General features: G+C 75.3%; 14 protein-coding genes. 4 read left to right on the top strand and 10 right to left on the bottom strand.

Features of this window, described 5'->3' with window-relative positions:
• The first annotated feature begins 44 nt into the window (after positions 1-44).
• The 3 genes from BMZ33_RS13020 to BMZ33_RS13030 are packed head-to-tail and all read left to right on the top strand — an operon-like array spanning position 45 to position 4,368.
• Entirely contained in the window at positions 45-2,918 is a 2,874-nt protein-coding gene (locus BMZ33_RS13020; protein ID WP_169064274.1) for an aconitate hydratase, read from the top strand.
• A gap of 5 nt (positions 2,919-2,923) precedes the next feature.
• Positions 2,924-3,679 carry an SDR family oxidoreductase gene (locus tag BMZ33_RS13025; protein WP_091111085.1) on the top strand — a complete coding sequence of 252 codons (756 nt, stop codon included), beginning with the start codon at positions 2,924-2,926 and terminating at the stop codon, positions 3,677-3,679.
• Positions 3,676-4,368 (top strand): sirohydrochlorin chelatase, encoded by a 693-nt coding sequence (locus tag BMZ33_RS13030; protein ID WP_169064275.1) that lies wholly within the window; start codon positions 3,676-3,678, stop codon positions 4,366-4,368. The genes BMZ33_RS13025 and BMZ33_RS13030 overlap by 4 nt, the downstream gene beginning before the upstream one ends.
• A gap of 82 nt (positions 4,369-4,450) precedes the next feature.
• Here BMZ33_RS13030 and BMZ33_RS13035 read toward each other — a convergent pair whose 3' ends face one another.
• The 5 genes from BMZ33_RS13035 to BMZ33_RS13055 all read right to left on the bottom strand — a co-directional run bounded on the left by BMZ33_RS13035 (position 4,451) and on the right by BMZ33_RS13055 (position 9,951).
• Positions 4,451-4,915 carry an SgcJ/EcaC family oxidoreductase gene (locus BMZ33_RS13035; RefSeq protein ID WP_091111088.1) on the bottom strand — a complete coding sequence of 155 codons (465 nt, stop codon included), beginning with the start codon at positions 4,913-4,915 and terminating at the stop codon, positions 4,451-4,453.
• 43 nt (positions 4,916-4,958) lie between these two features.
• Positions 4,959-6,860 carry an ABC transporter ATP-binding protein gene (locus BMZ33_RS13040; protein WP_169064276.1) on the bottom strand — a complete coding sequence of 634 codons (1,902 nt, stop codon included), beginning with the start codon at positions 6,858-6,860 and terminating at the stop codon, positions 4,959-4,961.
• Positions 6,861-6,942: 82 nt separating this feature from the next.
• Positions 6,943-7,716 (bottom strand): enoyl-CoA hydratase/isomerase family protein, encoded by a 774-nt coding sequence (locus BMZ33_RS13045; RefSeq protein ID WP_091111093.1) that lies wholly within the window; start codon positions 7,714-7,716, stop codon positions 6,943-6,945.
• Positions 7,713-7,943 carry a helix-turn-helix domain-containing protein gene (locus BMZ33_RS13050; protein WP_073420258.1) on the bottom strand — a complete coding sequence of 77 codons (231 nt, stop codon included), beginning with the start codon at positions 7,941-7,943 and terminating at the stop codon, positions 7,713-7,715. Before BMZ33_RS13050 ends, BMZ33_RS13045 begins: the two co-directional genes overlap by 4 nt.
• A gap of 406 nt (positions 7,944-8,349) precedes the next feature.
• On the bottom strand, positions 8,350-9,951 hold the full coding sequence (locus BMZ33_RS13055) for an ABC-F family ATP-binding cassette domain-containing protein (protein WP_091111096.1): 1,602 nt from the start codon (positions 9,949-9,951) through the stop codon (positions 8,350-8,352).
• Positions 9,952-10,082: 131 nt separating this feature from the next.
• Between BMZ33_RS13055 and BMZ33_RS13060 the strand changes: the two genes are divergently transcribed.
• A complete protein-coding gene (locus BMZ33_RS13060) occupies positions 10,083-12,242 on the top strand; it encodes an SCO7613 C-terminal domain-containing membrane protein (RefSeq protein ID WP_091111098.1) in 2,160 nt (719 codons plus the stop codon).
• 1,945 nt (positions 12,243-14,187) lie between these two features.
• Here the strand turns inward: BMZ33_RS13060 and BMZ33_RS13065 are convergent.
• The 5 genes from BMZ33_RS13065 to sufC form a co-directional block, all read right to left on the bottom strand.
• A complete protein-coding gene (locus tag BMZ33_RS13065; RefSeq protein WP_091111101.1) occupies positions 14,188-15,378 on the bottom strand; it encodes a site-2 protease family protein in 1,191 nt (396 codons plus the stop codon).
• 193 nt (positions 15,379-15,571) lie between these two features.
• Positions 15,572-15,946, bottom strand: a complete 375-nt coding sequence (locus BMZ33_RS13070; RefSeq protein WP_091111104.1) for a metal-sulfur cluster assembly factor — start codon at positions 15,944-15,946, stop codon at positions 15,572-15,574.
• A complete protein-coding gene (sufU, locus tag BMZ33_RS13075) occupies positions 15,943-16,398 on the bottom strand; it encodes a Fe-S cluster assembly sulfur transfer protein SufU (RefSeq protein WP_091111106.1) in 456 nt (151 codons plus the stop codon). Before sufU ends, BMZ33_RS13070 begins: the two co-directional genes overlap by 4 nt.
• Entirely contained in the window at positions 16,398-17,729 is a 1,332-nt protein-coding gene (locus tag BMZ33_RS13080) for a cysteine desulfurase (protein ID WP_091111109.1), read from the bottom strand. The genes sufU and BMZ33_RS13080 overlap by 1 nt, the downstream gene beginning before the upstream one ends.
• Positions 17,726-18,499: a Fe-S cluster assembly ATPase SufC gene (gene sufC / locus BMZ33_RS13085; protein WP_091111112.1), complete on the bottom strand. Its 774-nt coding sequence runs from the start codon at positions 18,497-18,499 to the stop codon at positions 17,726-17,728. Before sufC ends, BMZ33_RS13080 begins: the two co-directional genes overlap by 4 nt.

The following is an 18,499-nucleotide window of genomic DNA, read 5'->3' on the forward strand; positions in this document are numbered from 1 at the left end:
GTGGCATTCAAGCCCGATGGACACTCGAGGGTGAGGCGCAAGCAGTGGCAGCCAGCAAGGACAGCTTCGGGGCCCGGTCGACGCTCAGCGTCGACGGCACCGACTACGACATCTACCGGCTCGACGCGGTCGAGGGCTCCGGCAAGCTCCCCTTCAGCCTGAAGGTCCTGCTCGAGAACCTGCTGCGCACCGAGGACGGCGCGGACATCACCGCCGACCACATCCGCGCGATCGCGAACTGGGACCCGTCGGCCGAGCCCGACCAGGAGATCCAGTTCACCCCGGCCCGCGTGGTCATGCAGGACTTCACCGGCGTCCCCTGCATCGTCGACCTGGCCACCATGCGCGAGGCCATGGCCGACCTGGGCGGCGACCCGAACCGGATCAACCCGCTCGCCCCCGCCGAGCTGGTCATCGACCACTCCGTGATCGCCGACGTGTTCGGCACCCCGGAGAGCTTCGAGCGCAACGTCGAGATCGAGTACGAGCGCAACGGCGAGCGCTACCAGTTCCTCCGCTGGGGCCAGGGCGCCTTCGACGACTTCAAGGTCGTCCCCCCGGGCACCGGCATCGTCCACCAGGTCAACATCGAGCACCTGGCCCGCGTGGTCTTCCCGCGGCAGGAGGGTGACCGCGTCGTCGCCTACCCCGACACCTGCGTGGGCACCGACAGCCACACCACCATGGTCAACGGCCTGGGCGTGCTCGGCTGGGGCGTCGGCGGCATCGAGGCCGAGGCGGCCATGCTGGGCCAGCCGGTGTCGATGCTCATCCCGCGCGTGGTCGGCTTCAAGCTGACCGGCGAGCTGCCCGACGGCTCCACCGCCACCGACCTGGTCCTCACCATCACCGAGATGCTGCGCAAGCACGGCGTCGTCGGGAAGTTCGTCGAGTTCTACGGCGAGGGCGTGTCCGCCGTCCCGCTGGCCAACCGCGCCACGATCGGCAACATGAGCCCGGAGTTCGGCTCCACCGCGGCGATGTTCCCCATCGACGGCGAGACGATCGACTACCTGCGGCTGACCGGCCGCTCCGCCGAGCAGGTCGCGCTCGTCGAGGCCTACGCCAAGGAGCAGGGCCTCTGGCACGACCCGTCGCGTGAGCCGGCGTTCTCCGAGTACCTCGAGCTCGACCTGTCCACGGTCGTGCCCTCGATCGCCGGCCCCAAGCGGCCGCAGGACCGGGTCGCCATCACCGACGCCAAGCAGGCCTTCCGCGCCGCGCTGGCCGACTACGTGTCCGCCGACGAGACCGGCGGCGACGACCGCAAGCCCGGCGTCCCGCAGAACACCCAGCCCTACGGCGTCGAGTCCCGCGTCGACGAGGCCTCGGCGGAGTCCTTCCCGGCCTCCGACCCGGCCACCTCGGCCCCCGGCAGCGAGGGCGGCAACGGCGAGGCCGGGCAGCCGCACCACTACGAGGACGACCCGGTCACCGGGCGGCCCTCGAAGCCGACCCGCGTGGTCATGGAGGACGGCACCGAGACGACCGTCGACCACGGCTCCGTCGTGATCGCCGCCATCACCTCGTGCACCAACACGTCCAACCCGTCGGTCATGATCGGCGCGGCGCTGCTGGCCAAGAACGCCGTCGAGCGCGGCCTGAGCACCAAGCCGTGGGTGAAGACGACGCTGGCCCCCGGGTCCAAGGTCGTCACCGACTACTACGAGAAGGCGCAGCTCACCCCGTACCTGGAGAAGCTCGGCTTCTACCTGGTCGGCTACGGCTGCACCACCTGCATCGGGAACTCCGGCCCGCTGCCGGAGCCGGTCAGCAAGGCGGTCAACGAGGCCGACCTCGCCGTCGTCTCGGTGCTCTCGGGCAACCGCAACTTCGAGGGCCGGATCAACCCCGACGTCAAGATGAACTACCTGGCGTCCCCGCCGCTGGTCATCGCCTACGCGCTGGCCGGGTCGATGGACGTCGACCTCAACAACGACCCGCTGGGCCAGGACTCCGACGGCAACGACGTCTTCCTGCACGACATCTGGCCCTCGCCGCACGAGGTGCAGAGGGTCATCGACGAGGCCGTCTCGGCGGAGATGTTCAGCAACGACTACGCCGACGTCTTCGCCGGCACCGAGCAGTGGCAGGCCCTGCCCACCCCCACCGGCGACACCTTCGAGTGGGACCCGCAGAGCACCTACGTCCGCAAGCCCCCGTACTTCGAGGGCATGCAGGACGCACCGGCCCCGGTGCAGGACATCACCGGCGCCCGGACGCTGGCGGTGCTCGGTGACTCGGTGACCACCGACCACATCTCCCCCGCCGGGTCGATCAAGGCCGACAGCCCGGCCGGGAGGTACCTGTCCGAGCACGGCGTACAGCGTCGCGACTTCAACTCCTACGGCTCCCGGCGCGGGAACCACGAGGTGATGATCCGCGGCACGTTCGCCAACATCCGGCTGCGCAACCAGCTGGTGCCGGGCACCGAGGGCGGCGTCACCAAGAACCACCTCACCGGCGAGACGACGACGATCTACGACGCCTCCGTCGCCTACGCCGAGGCCGGCGTCCCGCTGGTCGTCCTGGCCGGCAAGGAGTACGGCTCGGGCTCGTCGCGCGACTGGGCGGCCAAGGGGACGGCGCTGCTCGGCGTCAAGGCGGTCATCGCCGAGAGCTACGAGCGGATCCACCGCTCCAACCTCATCGGCATGGGCGTGCTGCCGCTGCAGTTCCCCGAGGGCCAGGACCGCGACTCCCTCGGCCTGACCGGCGACGAGGAGTTCACCATCACCGGGATCACCGCGCTGAACGACGGCGAGACCCCGCGCACGGTGGAGGTGCAGGCCCAGGCATCGGACGGTCGGACGACCGAGTTCGACGCCCGCGTCCGGATCGACACCCCCGGTGAGGCGAACTACTACCGCAACGGCGGGATCATGCAGTACGTCCTGCGCTCGCTGCGGCAGGGCTGACCCGCGTGGACCTGGGCCTGGGCGGTCGCGGGTACCTGCTCACCGGCGCGAGCCGGGGGCTGGGCCTGGCGACCGCCCGGGCCCTCGTCGCTGACGGGGCCCGGGTCCTCGTCAGCTCCCGGTCCGCCGCCTCCGTGGACGCCGCCGTCGCCGGGCTGGGCGACGGCGCGTCCGGGGTGGTGGCCGACCTCGCCGACCCGGGAGCCGCCGAGACCCTGGTGTCGACGGCGCTCGAGCGGCTCGGCCGGGTCGACGGCCTGCTGGTCAGCGTCGGCGGCCCCGCGACGGGCACGGTGCTCGGGACGCCGGAGGAGGCCTGGCGGGCCGGCGTCGACAGCGTGCTGCTCGGCCCGCTGCGGCTGGTCCGGGCGCTGGTGCCGCACCTGGGCGAGGGCGCCGCGATCGGCTTCGTGCTCTCCACCTCGGTGCGCTCCCCGCTGGAGGGCCTGGCGGTGAGCAACGGGCTGCGCCCGGGCCTGGCCATGACCGCCAAGGGCCTCTCCGACGAACTGGGCCCGCGCGGGATCCGGGTGGTCGGGCTGATGCCCGGCACCATCGCCACCGACCGGGTCACCGAGATCGAGGCCGCCTCCGGCGACCCCGCCGCCGCCCGCGCGCGCACCGAGGCCGGCATCCCGCTGGGCCGGGTCGGGCAGCCCGAGGAGTTCGGCCGGGTGGCGGCCTTCCTGCTCTCCCCCGCCGCCTCCTACGTCACCGGCACGATGGTCGCCGTCGACGGCGGCAGGCTGCGCGTGCCGTGAGCGCACCGGTGCTCGTCGCGTGCGCCCACGGCACGCGCCACCCCACCGGACGGCGGCTGGTCGCCGAGCTGGCGCTGGCCGCCCGCCGGCTGCGCCCCGGCCTGGTGACGACGGCCGCCTTCGTCGACGTCCAGCCGCCCACCGTGGTCGACGTCGTCGCAGGACTGGCCGCCGAGGGCCGGCCCGCCGTCGTCGTGCCGCTGCTGCTGTCGGGCGGCTACCACGTGCACGTCGACATCGCGGGCGCCGTGGCCGCGCACGACTCCGCGGTCGCCGCCCGCCCGCTGGGCCCCGACCCGCGGCTGGCCGGGGTGCTGCACGACCGGCTCACCGAGGCCGGCGCCGACCCGCGCGACCCGCTGACCGCCGTGGTGCTCGCCGCGGCCGGGTCCAGCGACCCACGCTCGGTCGCCGACGTCGAGGACACCGCCGACCTGCTGCAGCGCTCCTGGGCGGGCCCGGTGACCACCGGCTACGGCTCGGCCGCGCAGCCGCCGGTGACCGACGCCGTCGCCGCGGCGCGCGAGGCGGGTGCCGAGCGCGTCGTCGTCGCCTCCTACCTGCTCGCGCCCGGCCACTTCCACGGCAGGCTGGCCGAGGCCGGCGCCGACGTCGTCACCGCGCCCCTGTTGCCCGACGAGCGCGTCGCCGCGGTCCTCCTCGACCGCTACGACGCCGCCCTGGGCTGAGCCCGCCGCATCCTGCGCCGCACTGCCGGTGCTGCAGCGCCGGCGACGGACGCGGAACCCCGGCAGTGGCGGCCCGGTGGGCTCAGGTGGCGGTGGCGAGCAGGCCGCGCAGCTCGGAGGTGAGCGCCTCGCGAGCCTCGGGGTGCTGGTGCCACGCCGCGGGGGTGGCCTGCAGCAGCGAGATCCGCCAGCGGCCGCCCTCCTCGACGGCGACCAGCGTGTGGACCGTGTGGAAGCGCGGGTCCACGTCGGTGGTCCCCGGCGGGATCATCCCGGCGTGGGCCAGCAGGACCGCGACGCCCTGCGCCACGGGCCGCACGCTGCGGATCACCGCCACGTAGGTGGCCGTCTGGTGGCCGCCGAAGATCTGCCGGAAGTCGGCGGCGATGGCCAGCCGGCCGTGGTGGTGGGTGCCGTCGTAGCCGACCATGTCCCCGTCGTCGGCGAACCCGGACGCCACGGCCGCGCCGCTGCGCCGGTTCCAGCCGTCGAGGAAGGCGGCGTAGAGCGCGCGGATCGAGGTGTCGTGCGGGTGTGCGGACGTCACGGAGTTCCTCCTGGTGCTGCTGGGGCAGCAGGAACGCTAGTTGCTACGCCGCACCGACCGTTCGACGCTCGCCGTCGGCGAACTGGGTGCGGTAGAGGTCGGCGTAACGCCGTCCGAGCGCCAGCAACTGGCTGTGAGTACCCGACTCCACGATGCGACCGTCGTCGACCACGAGGATCTGGTCGGCGCTGCGGATGGTCGACAGCCGGTGGGCGATGACCAGCGACGTCCGGCCGGCGAGCGCGGTGTCGAGCGCGTGCTGGACGGCCACCTCCGACTCGCTGTCGAGGTGCGCGGTCGCCTCGTCGAGGATGACGATGCCCGGCGCCTTGAGCAGCACCCGCGCGATGGCCAGCCGCTGCTTCTCCCCCCCGGAGAGCCGGTAGCCGCGGTCGCCGACCACCGTGTCCAGCCCGTCGGGCAGCGAGGCGATGAGCGCGGCGATCCGCGCGCCGGTGAGCGCCGACCACAGCTCCTCCTCGGTGGCCTCGGGCCGGGCGTAGAGGAGGTTGGCGCGGATGGTGTCGTGGAAGAGGTGCGCGTCCTGGCTGACGACGCCGATCGCGTCCCGCAGCGAGGCCAGCGTGGCGTGCCGGACGTCGACCCCGCCCACGCGCACCGCACCCGAGGTGACGTCGTAGAGCCGCGGCACCAGGTTGACGACCGTGGACTTGCCCGCCCCCGAGTGCCCGACGAGCGCCACCATCTGCCCGGGCTCGACGCGGAAGCTCACGTCGTGCAGCACCGCCGTCGGTCCGCCGTGCTCGGGCAGCGAGACGTCCTCCAGGGAGGCCAGCGAGACGTCGGCGGCGGCCGGGTAGCTGAAGGAGACGGCGTCGAACTCCACGGAGCGGTCGTCGGCGGGCACCGGGACCGCGTCGGGCGCCTCGGCGATCATGGGCGGGAGGTCGAGCACCTCGAAGACCCGGTCGAAGCTGACCATCGCGCTCATGACGTCGACGCGGACGTTGGACAGCGCGGTCAGCGGCCCGTACAGCCGGGACAGCAGCAGGGCCAGCGCCACGACGTCGCCCGGCGACAGCGACCCGGCGAACGCCAGCGTCCCGCCCAGGCCGTACACCAGCGCCGTGGCGAGGGCGGCCACCAGCGTCAGGGCGGTGAAGAAGGTGCGGCCGTACATGGCCGACAGCACGCCGATGTCGCGCACCCGGGCGGCCCGCCCGCGGAAGGACTGCGCCTCGACGTCGGGCCGGCCGAACAGCTTGACCAGCAGCGCGCCGGCGACGTTGAACCGCTCGGTCATCGTCGCGTTCATCGAGGCGTTGAGGCCGTAGGACTCCCGGGTGATCTCCTGCAGCCGCTTGCCGATGCGGCGGGCGGGCAGCACGAACAGCGGCACCAGCACGATCGACAGCAGGGTGATCTGCCACGACAGCGTGAACATGACGCCGGCGGTGAGGACGAGGCCGATGACGTTGGAGACCACGCCCGAGAGCGTCGAGGTGAACGCCTGCTGCGCGCCGACGACGTCGTTGTTCAGCCGGCTCACCAGCGCACCGGTCTGCGTGCGGGTGAAGAACGCGACCGGCATGCGCTGCACGTGCTCGAACACCCGGGCGCGCAGGTCGTAGATGACGCCCTCGCCGATCCGCGCGGAGTACCAGCGGGTGGCCAGCGAGATGGCCGCGTCGACCACCGCGAGACCGGCGATGAACAGGGCGATGCGGACGACGCCACCGGCGGTCCCGTCCAGCCGCGCGATGCGGTTGACGATGTCACCGGCCAGCAGCGGCGTGAGGACGCCGATGACCGACGAGCCGACCACCAGCAGGAGGAAGAGCGTCAGCTCGCGGCGGTAGGGCCGGGCGATGCCGAGGATCCGGCGCACCGTGCCCTCGGGCAGCTCGCGGGAGGTGACCGACGGGTCACGGCGGAACGAGCGCATCGCCGCCATGGAGGTCATCGGACCCATGGGACCGCTCATGGCACGACCTCCTCCCCCGGCGACGGGGACAGCCGGCGGCCTCGACAACAACCGCCGGCCGTCCCCTGTTCCGGCGTCGTGCTCAGGTGCCGGCCAGCTCGGCCAGCCGCCGGGACTGCGCGGCCCGCTCGGCCGCGTCCTGGGCCTCCGGGTCGTTGCGGACGGCGGAGCGCACCAGCGCCGCGGTCTCCCGGCTGGCCCCCACCGGCGCGGCGGTGATCGCGGCGACCAGACCGGCCACCGCCCCGTCGAGCCCGGCCGCCGGGACCACCGCGTTGGCCAGGCCCGTGGCGAGGGCCTCGGCCGCCCCCACCGCCCGGCCGGTCAGGCAGATCTCCAGCGCCCGCGAGTAGCCCACCAGCTCGGTGAGCGTGCTCGTGCCGGTCAGGTCGGGCACCAGGCCGAGGCCGGCCTCCGGCAGCCGCAGCGAGGCGTCCTCGGTGAGCACCCGCAGGTCGCAGGCCAGCGCGAGCTGCGCCCCGGCGCCGATCGCGTGGCCCTGCACCGCCGCGACCGACACGATCCCGGGCGAGCGCAGCCACCGGAAGCCCGCCTGGTAGGAGCGGATGCGCTCCTGGGCGAGCTCGGCCGGCATGGCGCCCAGCTCGCCCAGCCCGCCGGGCGTCGACGGGTCGGTGCTGAACAGGCTGCGGTCGAGCCCCGCGGAGAAGGAGCGGCCGGCGCCCCGCACGACGACCACGCGGACGTCGTCGTCGAGGGAGGCGCCGACCTCCGCCAGCGCCGACCAGGTGGCCGGCGTCTGCGCGTTGAGCTGGTCGGGGCGGTCGAGCGTGACGGTGAGGACGGCGCCGTCGCGGGTGGTGCGGACCCGGCCGTCGACCTCCGCCGCCGTCACGCGGTCTTCTTGCTGTTCCGGTTCGCCCCGCCACGGCTGCGCAGGGTGGCACCCGACTCCGACAGGAGCCGGTGCACGAAGCCGTAGGACCGGTTGGTCGAGGTGGCCAGCGAGCGGATGCTCTCCCCGCCGTCGTAGCGCTTCTTCAGCTCGTCGGCGAGGGACGTGCGGTCCCCGCCCGTGATGCGCTTGCCCTTGCCGAGGTCCGCCGTACTCGAGTCGGCCATGACTCCCCTCCGTCGCCGCCGTCCGCGCCGGTCGACGCCGGCCCGTCGGGTGCTCGTCCGCGTGGTGCCGCCGTCCCCGTGACAGCGAACTCCCGCGTCGATGATCACCCAGGGGTGGCCCCTCGGCCACGCGAACGGAGTAATCCCAGGTGAGCCCCCGCGACGGCCGCAGCTGGCGGGGCTCCGGGCACAGGGGACGGCACGTGGCGCGTACGGGATGGAAGCCGCCCCGCGCAGGACGGCGTCTCCACCGCGGGCCCGGAGGGTCCTGGTGGAGACGCCGTGGCCGGGCTCCGCGCGTCGATCGGCCCCGGTGCAGGGTCCCGCGCCGAGCCTGCGAGGCGTGGGGGGCACCGGGGTCCTTCCGGGCACCTGGCCGCGGTGCGGTCCGGAAGGACCGCAGTGACTACGCCAGCTCGACCAGGTCGGCGAGGTCCTCGCTCCAGGCGTCCTCGGTGCCGTCGGGCAGCAGGATGACCTTGTCGGGGTCGAGCGCGCGCACGGCGCCCTCGTCGTGGGTGACCAGCACGATCGCACCCGCGTAGGTGCGCAGCGCGTCGAGCACCTGCTCGCGGCTGGCGGGGTCGAGGTTGTTGGTCGGCTCGTCGAGCAGCAGCACGTTGGCCCCGGAGACGACCAGGGTGGCCATCGCCAGCCGCGTCTTCTCCCCGCCGGAGAGGGTGCCGGCGCGCTGGTCGGCGGCGTCGCCGGAGAACAGGAACGCCCCGAGGATGCGCCGCAGCTCGGTGTCGGTGCTCTGCGGCGCGGCGGCGCGCATGTTCTCCAGCAGCGACCGGTCGTGGTCGAGGGTCTCGTGCTCCTGGGCGTAGTAGCCGATCCGCAGGCCGTGCCCGGGCCGCACCTCGCCGGTGTCGGGCAGCTCGGTGCCGGCGAGCATCCGCAGCAGCGTCGTCTTCCCGGCGCCGTTGAGCCCGAGGACGACGACCCGCGCGCCCCTGTCGACGGCCAGGTCGACGTCGGTGAACACCTCGAGCGAGCCGTAGCTCTTCGACAGGCCCTCCGCGGTGAGCGGCGTCCGCCCGCAGGCCGCCGGCGTCGGGAACCTCAGCCGGGCCACCCGGTCGGCGACGCGGACCTCGTCCAGGCCGGCGGCCAGCCGCTGCGCCCGCTTGTCCATGCTCTGGGCGGCCTTGGCCTTGGTGGCCTTGGCCCGCATCTTGTCCGCCTGGGCGGTCAGCGCGTCGATCTTGCGCTCGGTGTTGACCCGCTCCTGCTTGCGCCGGCGCTCGTCGGTCTCCCGCTGGGCGAGGTAGGCCTTCCAGCCGAGGTTGTAGACGTCGACGGTGGCCCGGTTGGCGTCGAGGTGCCACACCTTGTTGACGACGGCGGCGAGCAGCTCGACGTCGTGGCTGATGACCACCAGCCCGCCCTTGTGCGCGGCGAGGAAGCTCTTGAGCCAGGTGATCGAGTCGGCGTCGAGGTGGTTGGTCGGCTCGTCGAGCAGCAGCGTCTCGGCGTCGGAGAAGAGGATGCGGGCCAGCTCCACCCGCCGCCGCTGCCCGCCGGACAGCGTGCGCAGCGGCTGGCCCATGACCCGGTCGGGCAGGCCCAGCGCGGTGCAGATGCGCGCGGCGTCGCTCTCGGCGGCGTACCCGCCCAGCGCGGCGAACTGGTCCTCGAGCTGCCCGTACCGGCGGACGGCGCGGTCGCGCTCGGCGTCGTCGGCGGGCTCGGCCATGGCCACCTGCGCCTTGACGAGCTGGGCCTTGAGGACGTCGAGGCCGCGGCCGGACAGCACCCGGTCGGTGGCGGTGATGTCGAGGTCGCCGCTGCGCGGGTCCTGCGGGAGGTACCCGATCTCGCCGGTCACCTCCACCTTGCCGGCGTGCGGCAGCCGCTCACCGGCCAGCGTGGTGAGCGTGGTCGTCTTGCCGGCGCCGTTGCGCCCGACCAGGCCGATGCGGTCACCGGGTTGCACGCGCAGGGTGACGTCGCCGAGGAGGATGCGGGCGCCGGCGCGGAGCTCGAGGCCGGTCGTCGTGATCACTGATCCCAGGGTAGGCGCTCGGACGGCGGAACCCGAGCGGTTTGGCGGGTGACGTCCACAGCAGCCCCGCGTGTCCACAGGGGGAGGGAGACCTGTTCCGCCGGCGCCGGTCGCGCGCCACCATCCGGGTCGTGAGCACGCCGACCTGGGCACCGCCCTGTCCCGTCTGCGGCACGCCGGCCGCGCCGGCACCCGCTCCGTGCGGCACGTGCGGGCTGCCCGCCGTCGCGCAGGCCGCCACCGTGGTGGCCCGGCTGGGCGCGACGATCGACGAGTTCCGCCGCGAGCGCGACGCGCTGGTCGCCACCCTCCGCGCCGCGGCGGTGGGCGGCCCGGTCGTGGCCTCCCCACCGGTCGTGGCCTCCCCACCGGTCGTGGCCTCCCCACCGGTCGTGGCCTCACCGCCGGCGGCGCCGCCGCGCCCACCGGCGTGGGCCCCGCCCCTCCCGCCGGCCGTCCCCGCTCCCCCGCCGACGGCCCCGCGGGTGGCCCCGCCCGCGCCGGCCCCGGTCCCGCGCCGGCGGGTCAGCCCGCAGCAGGTTCTCGTCGGTCTCGGTGCGCTGCTCGTGGTGGCCGCGTCGCTGGCCTTCGTGGCGGTGGCCTGGACCCGCCTGGGGGTGACCTTCCAGGCGGCGGTCATGGCCGCGGTCACCGCGGCGGCGGCGGGCGCGTCGGCGTGGACCGCGCGCCGCGGCCTGCGGGCCACCGAGGAGGCACTGGCGGCCGCCGGCGCGGCGCTGCTCGCCGTCGACCTCGGCGCCGCCCACGCGCTGAGGCTGTGGGGTGCTGACGCCGTCCCCGGGCGGCTGTGGGCGGCCCTGAGCTGCACGCTGGTCGCCCTGGTGGCCGTGGGACTGGGCCGGTCGACCCGCAGCACGGTCACGTGGCCGGTGGTGGCGCTGCTGGCCGCCCAGCCGGTGGGGCTGCTGCTCCTGCCCGACGGGCAGGACGGCCGGGTCGCGGGTGTCGCCGTCGTCGCCGGGACGGCGCTCGCCGACGTCCTCGTGGTGCTCCTGCTGCGCCGGTCGCTGCACCCCCTGGCGCTCGGCCTGGCCGCGCTCTGGGCGGTGGCCGTGGCGCTGCGCGGGCTCGCGCTGGCGTGGTCGCTCGACCCGGTGCAGTCGTGGACGGCCACGGTCCTGCTCGGGGTGGCCGGCGCCGTCGCGGTGCCCCTGCTGCGGGAGCTCCGGCCGGCCGACCCGCGGCTGGTGGCGGCCGTCGCCGCGGGACTGTCCGCGGTGGCGCTGAGCGGTTCGCTGAGCGGTGTCGGCGTGCTCGGTCCGGTCGCGGCCGGAGGCCTCGGCCTGGTGCTGCTGGCCGCCGCGGCGCCGGTGCGCTCGGCGCCGGCCGTCCTCGCCGCCCTGCTGACCTCCGGGGCGGCCCTGGTGGCCACCGGTGGCGGGGTGGTCGCCGAGGCCGGCCGGACCGACCTGCTGGCACTGCTGGCCCTGGCCGCCACCGTGCCCGCGGCGCTGGCCGCGGTGCTGCGCCCGGAGCTGCGGGCCGTGGCCACCGGCGCGGCCCTGGCCGCGCCCGGAGTGGCCGGGGGGCTCGCCTCCGGCACGCTGCTCCGGCCGGAGGCCGCCGGGCTGCTGCTCGCCGCAGTCGCCGCGGTCGCCTTCGGGGTGGCCGCGCTGCGGGCGCCCTCGCCGGAGGAGGCCGCCGCGGCATCCGTCGGCGGCGCCACCGGCCTCGTCGCCGGCCTGCTGACCTGGCCGACAGGGGCCCACGGGCTCGTGGCGGTGGACCTGGCCGTCGCCGGTGCGGCCGCCGGCGTCTACGCGCTGGTGACCCGGCAGCGGCTCGTGGCGGCGCTGGCCGTGGCCGAGCTGGTGGTCGCCGGCTGGATCGCGGCCGCCGGGGCGGAGATCCGGACGCCGGAGGTCTACACGCTGCCGGCGGCAGCCGGGCTGCTGCTGCTCGCCGTCCCGGCGCTGCGCTCCGGCGCGCCGTCGTGGGCCGCGGAGGGCGCGGCGCTCGCCGTGGCGCTGGTGCCCTCGGCCGTGGTGGTCGTGGCCGACCCGACGGCGGTCCGGCTGACCGGAGTGGTCGTCGCCGCGGCCGCGCTCACCGTGGCCGGGACGCTCACCCACCGGCAGGCGCCGTTCGTCGTCGGCGCGGGGACGCTCCTGCTGGTGGTCGCCGGCCGGCTCGGCCCCTACGCGCCGCTGGTGCCGCGCTGGGTCACGCTCGCCACCGTGGGGCTGGTGCTGCTCGTCGTCGGTGCCACCTACGAGCGCCGCCGCCAGCAGGCACGGGAGGCGGTGGCCTGGGTGGCCCAGATGCGCTGAGCCGGACGGCCGCCGGGCCCCTAGCGTGGGACCCGGCGGCCGAGGGGAGGGGGACGGCGATGGCGTCTGCGCCCGTGCCTCCCCTGCCCTACCCCGGTCGGCCGCCGCTGGTCCCCGAGCAGGCGCCGGTGCCGGCGCTGCCGGCCCGGCTGCGGCCGCCGCAGGTGCTGCTGGCCGTCGGCGTGGTGCTGCTGGTGGCCGCCGGGGTGGCCGGGCCGGCGCTGGTCGGGGCGGGTCCCGCCCGCACCGGGGTGCTGCTGCTCGCCGCCGGGGCCGGCGGCGCCTCCGCCTGGGCGGGCCGGGCCGGCCTGCGCAGCACCGAGGAGGCCTGTGCGGCCGCCGCGGCGGCCCTGGCGCTGACCGGCGCGGCCGCCGGCGACCGCCCGCTCGACGGCGGTCCGGTACCCCCGCTGCTGCTCGCGGCGGCCCTGCTCGCGCTGCGGCTGCTGCGCCCGGAGCCGCTGTCCTGGCCGCTGGCCGCGTGGGTGGCGCTGCAGGTGGCCGCGCTGCGCTCGCTGGACCTGGTCGCCGCCGGCGTCCCCCGCACGGCGCTGCTGCTGGCCGTCGCCCTCACCGGTCTCGGCCTCACCGTCGTCGCGCGCCCGGTGCTCGCCCGGGTGGCCCTGGTGACCGCCGCCACCTGGTGGGTGACCGGGGTCGCCGGCGGGCTGGTCACCGCGGCGACCGCCGACGGCGCCGACCGCTGGCTGTCGGCCGCGCTCACCGTGGCCGTGGCGGCGGCCCTGCTGCCCGTGCGGCTGGTCCGGGCGGTGGAGCCGCTGACGGGCCCGCCGCGGGCGCTGCCCGTGCTCGCGGGCCTGGTCGCCGGCGGGGCGGTCGGCGCCGCGCTGTCCACCGACGGGGTCCTGGCGCTGCCCGCAGCCGGGGAGCTGGGCGTGCTGGTGGTCTCGGTCGCCGCGGGGACGCTGACCGGCTGGCGGCGGGGGATGCTGCTGCCCGCCGCCGGGGCGGCCGGAGGGGTGCTCGTCGTCCTCGCCGTCGCCCAGCTGACCGCCGGCGCCCGCTGGGCGGCGCTGGTGGTGCTGCTGCTGCTCACCGCGCTGCCCGCGGCCTGGGTGGCCGCCGTCCGGCGCGACGAGCGCCCCACGGCGGCGCCCACCGCGCTGGGCTGCCTGGCCGCGGCGGCGCTGCTCGCCGTGCCGGCCGGCCTCCTCCCCCCGGGCGGGTGCGCGGCGGCGCTCACCGCCCTCTACGCCGCCTCGCTGGCCGCCCGGCCCGGGACGGCCGCCGACGTCCGCGGTCCCACGGGCGCCGTCGGGGCGGTCTGCGCCGCCGCGGCACTGGTGGTCCTCGCCGCCGACGGCGCGTGGGGGCAGCTGGCCGCGCACCTGGCGGTGCAGGGCGCGCTGACCTGGGCGTGGGGCCTGTACCGGGGACGGTCGACCGAGGCGGGCTCAGCGGCGGCCGCGGAGTCGGAGGCGGAGGCGTGCCGGCGGGTGGGCGCGGCCGAGGCCGTGGCCGCGGCCTGGACGTGCGCCGCGCTGGCCGGGTCGACGGTGGTGGAGAGCTGGGCGCTGCCCCCCGCGGCCGGGCTGCTGCTGGCCGCCGGCCCCGGCTGCTCGACGCGGGGTGGCCGTCCTGGCCGACGTGGGGTCCGGGGCTGGTCACCGCCGCCGTGCCCTCGACGGTCGCCGCGGTCGTGCAGCCCGGTGCGCTGCGGCCCGTGCTGGTCCTGGTGGTCGCGGCGGTGGTCATGGCGCTGGCCGGCCGGGCCGCGCTGCGGGCCCCGCTGGTCACCGCGGCGGCCACCGCCGTCGCCCTGGGCGTCGGGCTGGCCGCCGCCGAGCTGCCGCTCCCGGTGGCCGGCGTCCTGGTCGTCGGCGGGGCGCTGCTCGCGCTCGGCGCGCTGCGCGAGTCCCGCCCGGTCGCCGGTTTCGGTGCCCGGCTGTCGGAGATGCGCTGACCCGAGGCGAGCGCGGAGAGGTCAGCGCGGCCCGGGGTACGAGACCCGCGAGACGTCGGCCCCGCCGCCGGCGGAGGGGTGGCGGGCGAAGGCGGCGAGGTCGGTCAGCTGCAGCAGCCGCGTGACGTCGCTCGGGGACACCACGCCGACGACCCGGCCGCCGTCGAGCACGACCGCCCGGCCGTCGCTGCAGCCCTCCATCCGGCCCAGCAGGTCGAGCAGCGGGTCGCCCGGGGAGGACACCGGGATCTCCGACAGCGGGCAGGCGACGTCGCCCAGCCGCGTGGTCGCCCGGGCGTCACCCGGCACCGAGCGCAGCCGGTTGAGCGTCACCAGGCCGGTCAGCGCGCCGGTCCGGTCGACGAGCGGGTAGGTGCTGAACCGGTGCACCAGCGCGACCTCGTGCAGGAACTGCTCGACCGGCTGGTCGGGGTCGGCGACGAGGACCGGGCCGCCCATCACCTGCCCGACGGTCAGTCCCGCGAGCCGCCCGGACACCGCGGCGTGCTGCTCCTCGGCACTCGCGGCGTTGACCAGGAACAGGCCGATCAGGCCCAGCCACAGCCCGCCCAGGCCGCTGCCGGTGACCAGCTGGAGGGCGCCCAGCGCGATGAGCACGAACCCGAGGAACCGCCCGGCCCGGGACGCCGTGACCGCCGACGACCACGGGTCGCCGCGGCGCCACCACAGCAGCGCCCGCAGCAGCCGCCCGCCGTCCAGCGGCGAGGCCGGGACCAGGTTGAACAGGGCCAGCGACAGGTTGATGACGGCCAGGTAGTCGAGGACCGCCACCGGCAGCCCGTCGGCGCCTGATGCCCGCGCGAGCACGGCGGCCGCGGCGAACGCACCGCTGAGCACGAGGCTGGTGAGCGGGCCGACGCCGGCGATGCGGAACTCCGCCCCCGGCGTCCGGGCGCCGCCGCGCAGCCGGGCGACCCCGCCGAGCAGCCACAGCGTGATGCCCTCCACCTCGACCCCGTTGCGCCGGGCGACCAGCGCGTGGGCCAGCTCGTGGGCCAGCAGCGAGACGAGGAAGGCCAGCGCCGCGGCCAGCGCGGCGGCGGCGTAGGCCAGCCCGCTGCGGCCGGGCAGCACGAGCGGGAACCGGCCCGTCGCCAGGCCCACCGCGATGATCAGGACGATCACCAGCACGCTCGCGTTGACACCGACCCGGATGCCGGCGATCCGGCCGAGTCGGAAGGTCTCGGTCATGCGGTGCTCCTCGGGGGCAGGCGGTGCGTCGATCACTGGCGCACTACCCGGTGGCACACCACCGACACCGCGGGCCGCCGGAACGACGACGGCCCGCACCCCGGGGGGTGCGGACCGGTCGTGACCTACAGGAGCGGCCCGGCTGCGGGGTCCCGCGGCGCACGGAGCGTGGCGCCGGGGGCAGCCGGGTCCCTCACACGCGGAAGCCGAGGGCGCGCAGCTGCTCGCGGCCGTCGTCGGTGATCTTGTCCGGGCCCCACGGCGGCATCCAGACCCAGTTGATCCGGATGTCGTCGACCAGGCCGGGGCCGGGGCCGCCGGTGAGGGCCTGGCGGGCCTGGTCCTCGATGACGTCGGTCAGCGGGCAGGCCGCCGAGGTCAGCGTCATGTCCAGCACGGCGACGTTCTGCTCGTCGACGTCGATGCCGTAGACCAGGCCCAGGTCGACGACGTTGACGCCCAGCTCGGGGTCGACGACGTCGCGCATGGCCTCCTCGACGTCCTCGAGCAGCGCCGACTTGTAGGCCGGCAGCTCGGCGGGGGTCTGGTTCTCGGTCGTCTCGCTCATGCTCCCTGTCCTCCCCAGGCTCGCGCGGATGCGTCCTTGAGGGCCATCCAGCTCATCAGCGCGCACTTGATGCGCGCCGGGTACTTCGACACCCCGGCGAACGCGACGGCGTCCTCCAGCTCGTCCTCGAGCTTCTCGGCCACGGCCGGGTCGCCCTTGGACTGCATGAGGGTCATGAAGTGCTCGCCGGTCTCCAGCGCCTCGGGCACCGAGCGGCCGATCACCAGGTCGTACATCGCCGAGACCGACGCCTGGCTGATCGAGCAGCCCATGCCCTCGTAGGAGACGTCGGCGATGGTGTCGCCGTCGAGGTGCACGCGCAGCGTGACCTCGTCGCCGCACGTCGGGTTGACGTGGTGCACCTCGGCCTCGAACGGCTCCCGCAGCCCGCGGCCGTGCGGGTTGCGGTAGTGGTCCAGGATGATGTCCTGGTACATCGACTGCAGCTGCATCAGGCGGTTGCCTCCTCCGGCGTCACTCCGAAGAAACGCTGCGCGGCCCGCACACCTTCCACCAGCGCGTCGACGTCGTCGTAGCCGGTGTGCACGTAGAACGTGGCCCGCGTCGTCGCCGGGACGCCGTAGCGGCGGACCACCGGCCACGCGCAGTGGTGCCCCACCCGGACGGCGATGCCGAGGTCGTCGAGGACCTGGCCGACGTCGTGCGGGTGGATGCCCTCGACGGTGAACGAGACCGCTCCCCCGCGCGCGACGGTGTCGGGCGGGCCGATCACGGTGACGCCGGGGATGGCCTGCAGCTGCTCGAGGGCGTAGGCGGTGAGCGCCTCCTCGTGCGCCAGCACCGTGTCCATGCCGAGCGCCTGAAGGTAGTCGACGGCGGCACCGAGGCCCACGACCTGCGCGGTCATCGGCACGCCGGCCTCGAAGCGCTGCGGCGGGGGCATGAAGGTGCTGCCCTCCATGCGCACGACCTCGATCATCGACCCGCCGGTCAGGAACGGCGGCAGTGCGTCGAGCACCTCGTAGCGGCCCCACAGCACGCCGACACCCGTGGGCCCGAGCATCTTGTGACCGGAGAACACCAGGAAGTCCGCGCCGAGCGCCGTGACGTCCACCGGCTGGTGCGGCACCGACTGCGCGCCGTCGACCAGCACCAGGGCACCGACCTCGCGGGCGCGGGCGACGATCGGCTCCAGCGGGTTGATCGTGCCGAGGATGTTGGACTGCTGGGTGACCGCGACGAGCTTGGTGCGCTCGTTGACCACGGTGGCCAGGTCGGAGAGGTCGAGCCGGCCGTCGTCGGTGAGGCCGAGCCAGCGCAGCGTGGCGCCGGTGCGCTCGCACAGCTGCTGCCAGGGCACCAGGTTGGCGTGGTGCTCCATCTCGGTCACGACGATCTCGTCGCCCTGCCCGACGGCGTACCGGCGGAAGGAGGGCTCCTTGGCCGTGGCGGCGTTCGACAGCGCGTAGGCGACGGTGTTGACCGCGTCGGTCGTGTTGCGGGTGAACACGACCTCCTCGACGGCGGCCCCGATGAACTCCGCGATCTTCGCCCGCGCCGCCTCGTAGAGGCCGGTGGCCTCCTCGGCGAGCTGGTGGGCGCCGCGGTGCGGGGCGGCGTTGTGGTTCTCGTAGAAGTCGCGCTCGGCGTCGAGGACGCTGCGCGGCTTCTGCGAGGTGGCCCCGGAGTCGAGGTAGACCAGCCGCTTCCCGTCGCGCACCGTGCGCGACAGGATCGGGAAGTCCGCCCGGATCGCCTCGACGTCCAGCGGCAGGGGCTGCTTCCGCGCCCCGGCAGCGGGACGCGAGACGGTCTGGGTCATGCCTTCGCGGTCTCCTTCGAGTCCTTCACGTAGGCCGCGTAGCCCTCGGCCTCGAGCTTGTCGGCCAGCTCCTTGCCGCCCTCGTCGACGACGCGGCCGTTCACGAACACGTGCACGAAGTCGGGCTGGATGTAGCGCAGGATCCGCGTGTAGTGGGTGATCAGCAGGACGCCGACGTCACCCTCCTCGCGGGTGCGGTTGACGCCCTCGGAGACCACCCGCAGCGCGTCGACGTCGAGGCCGGAGTCGGTCTCGTCGAGGACGGCGATGCGCGGCTTGAGCAGCCGCATCTGCAGGATCTCGTGGCGCTTCTTCTCACCGCCGGAGAAGCCCTCGTTGACGTTGCGCTCGGCGAAGGCGGAGTCCATCTCGAGCAGGTCCATCTCGCTCTTGACGTCCTTGACCCAGGTGCGCAGCTTCGGGGCCTCGCCCTTGACCGCGGTGGCGGCGGTGCGCAGGAAGTTCGACACCGAGACGCCGGGGACCTCGACCGGGTACTGCATGGCGAGGAACAGGCCCGCGCGGGCGCGCTCGTCGACGCTCATCGCGAGGACGTCCTCGCCGTCGAGGGTCACCGTGCCGCCGGTGACCGTGTACTTCGGGTGGCCGGCGATCGAGTAGGCCAGGGTCGACTTGCCCGACCCGTTGGGGCCCATGATCGCGTGCGTCTCGCCCGACCGGACGGTCAGGTCGACGCCGCGGAGGATCTCCTTGGCGTCGTCGCCCTCACCGACCGTGACGTGCAGGTCGCGGATCTCCAGAACCGACAC

The sequence above is a fragment of the Geodermatophilus dictyosporus genome (genome assembly GCF_900115505.1).
Lineage (GTDB): Bacteria > Actinomycetota > Actinomycetes > Mycobacteriales > Geodermatophilaceae > Geodermatophilus > Geodermatophilus dictyosporus.

Bases quoted from the DNA above. Each gene is read 5' to 3' on its own strand.
- BMZ33_RS13065 (WP_091111101.1), bottom strand. From the start codon at position 15,378: ATGACCGAGACCTTCCGACTCGGCCGGATCGCCGGCATCCGGGTCGGT.
- BMZ33_RS13070 (WP_091111104.1), bottom strand. From the start codon at position 15,946: ATGAGCGAGACGACCGAGAACCAGACCCCCGCCGAGCTGCCGGCCTAC.
- BMZ33_RS13050 (WP_073420258.1), bottom strand. From the start codon at position 7,943: ATGGCCGACTCGAGTACGGCGGACCTCGGCAAGGGCAAGCGCATCACG.
- BMZ33_RS13040 (WP_169064276.1), bottom strand. From the start codon at position 6,860: ATGAGCGGTCCCATGGGTCCGATGACCTCCATGGCGGCGATGCGCTCG.
- sufU (WP_091111106.1), bottom strand. From the start codon at position 16,398: ATGCAGCTGCAGTCGATGTACCAGGACATCATCCTGGACCACTACCGC.
- BMZ33_RS13080 (WP_091111109.1), bottom strand. From the start codon at position 17,729: ATGACCCAGACCGTCTCGCGTCCCGCTGCCGGGGCGCGGAAGCAGCCC.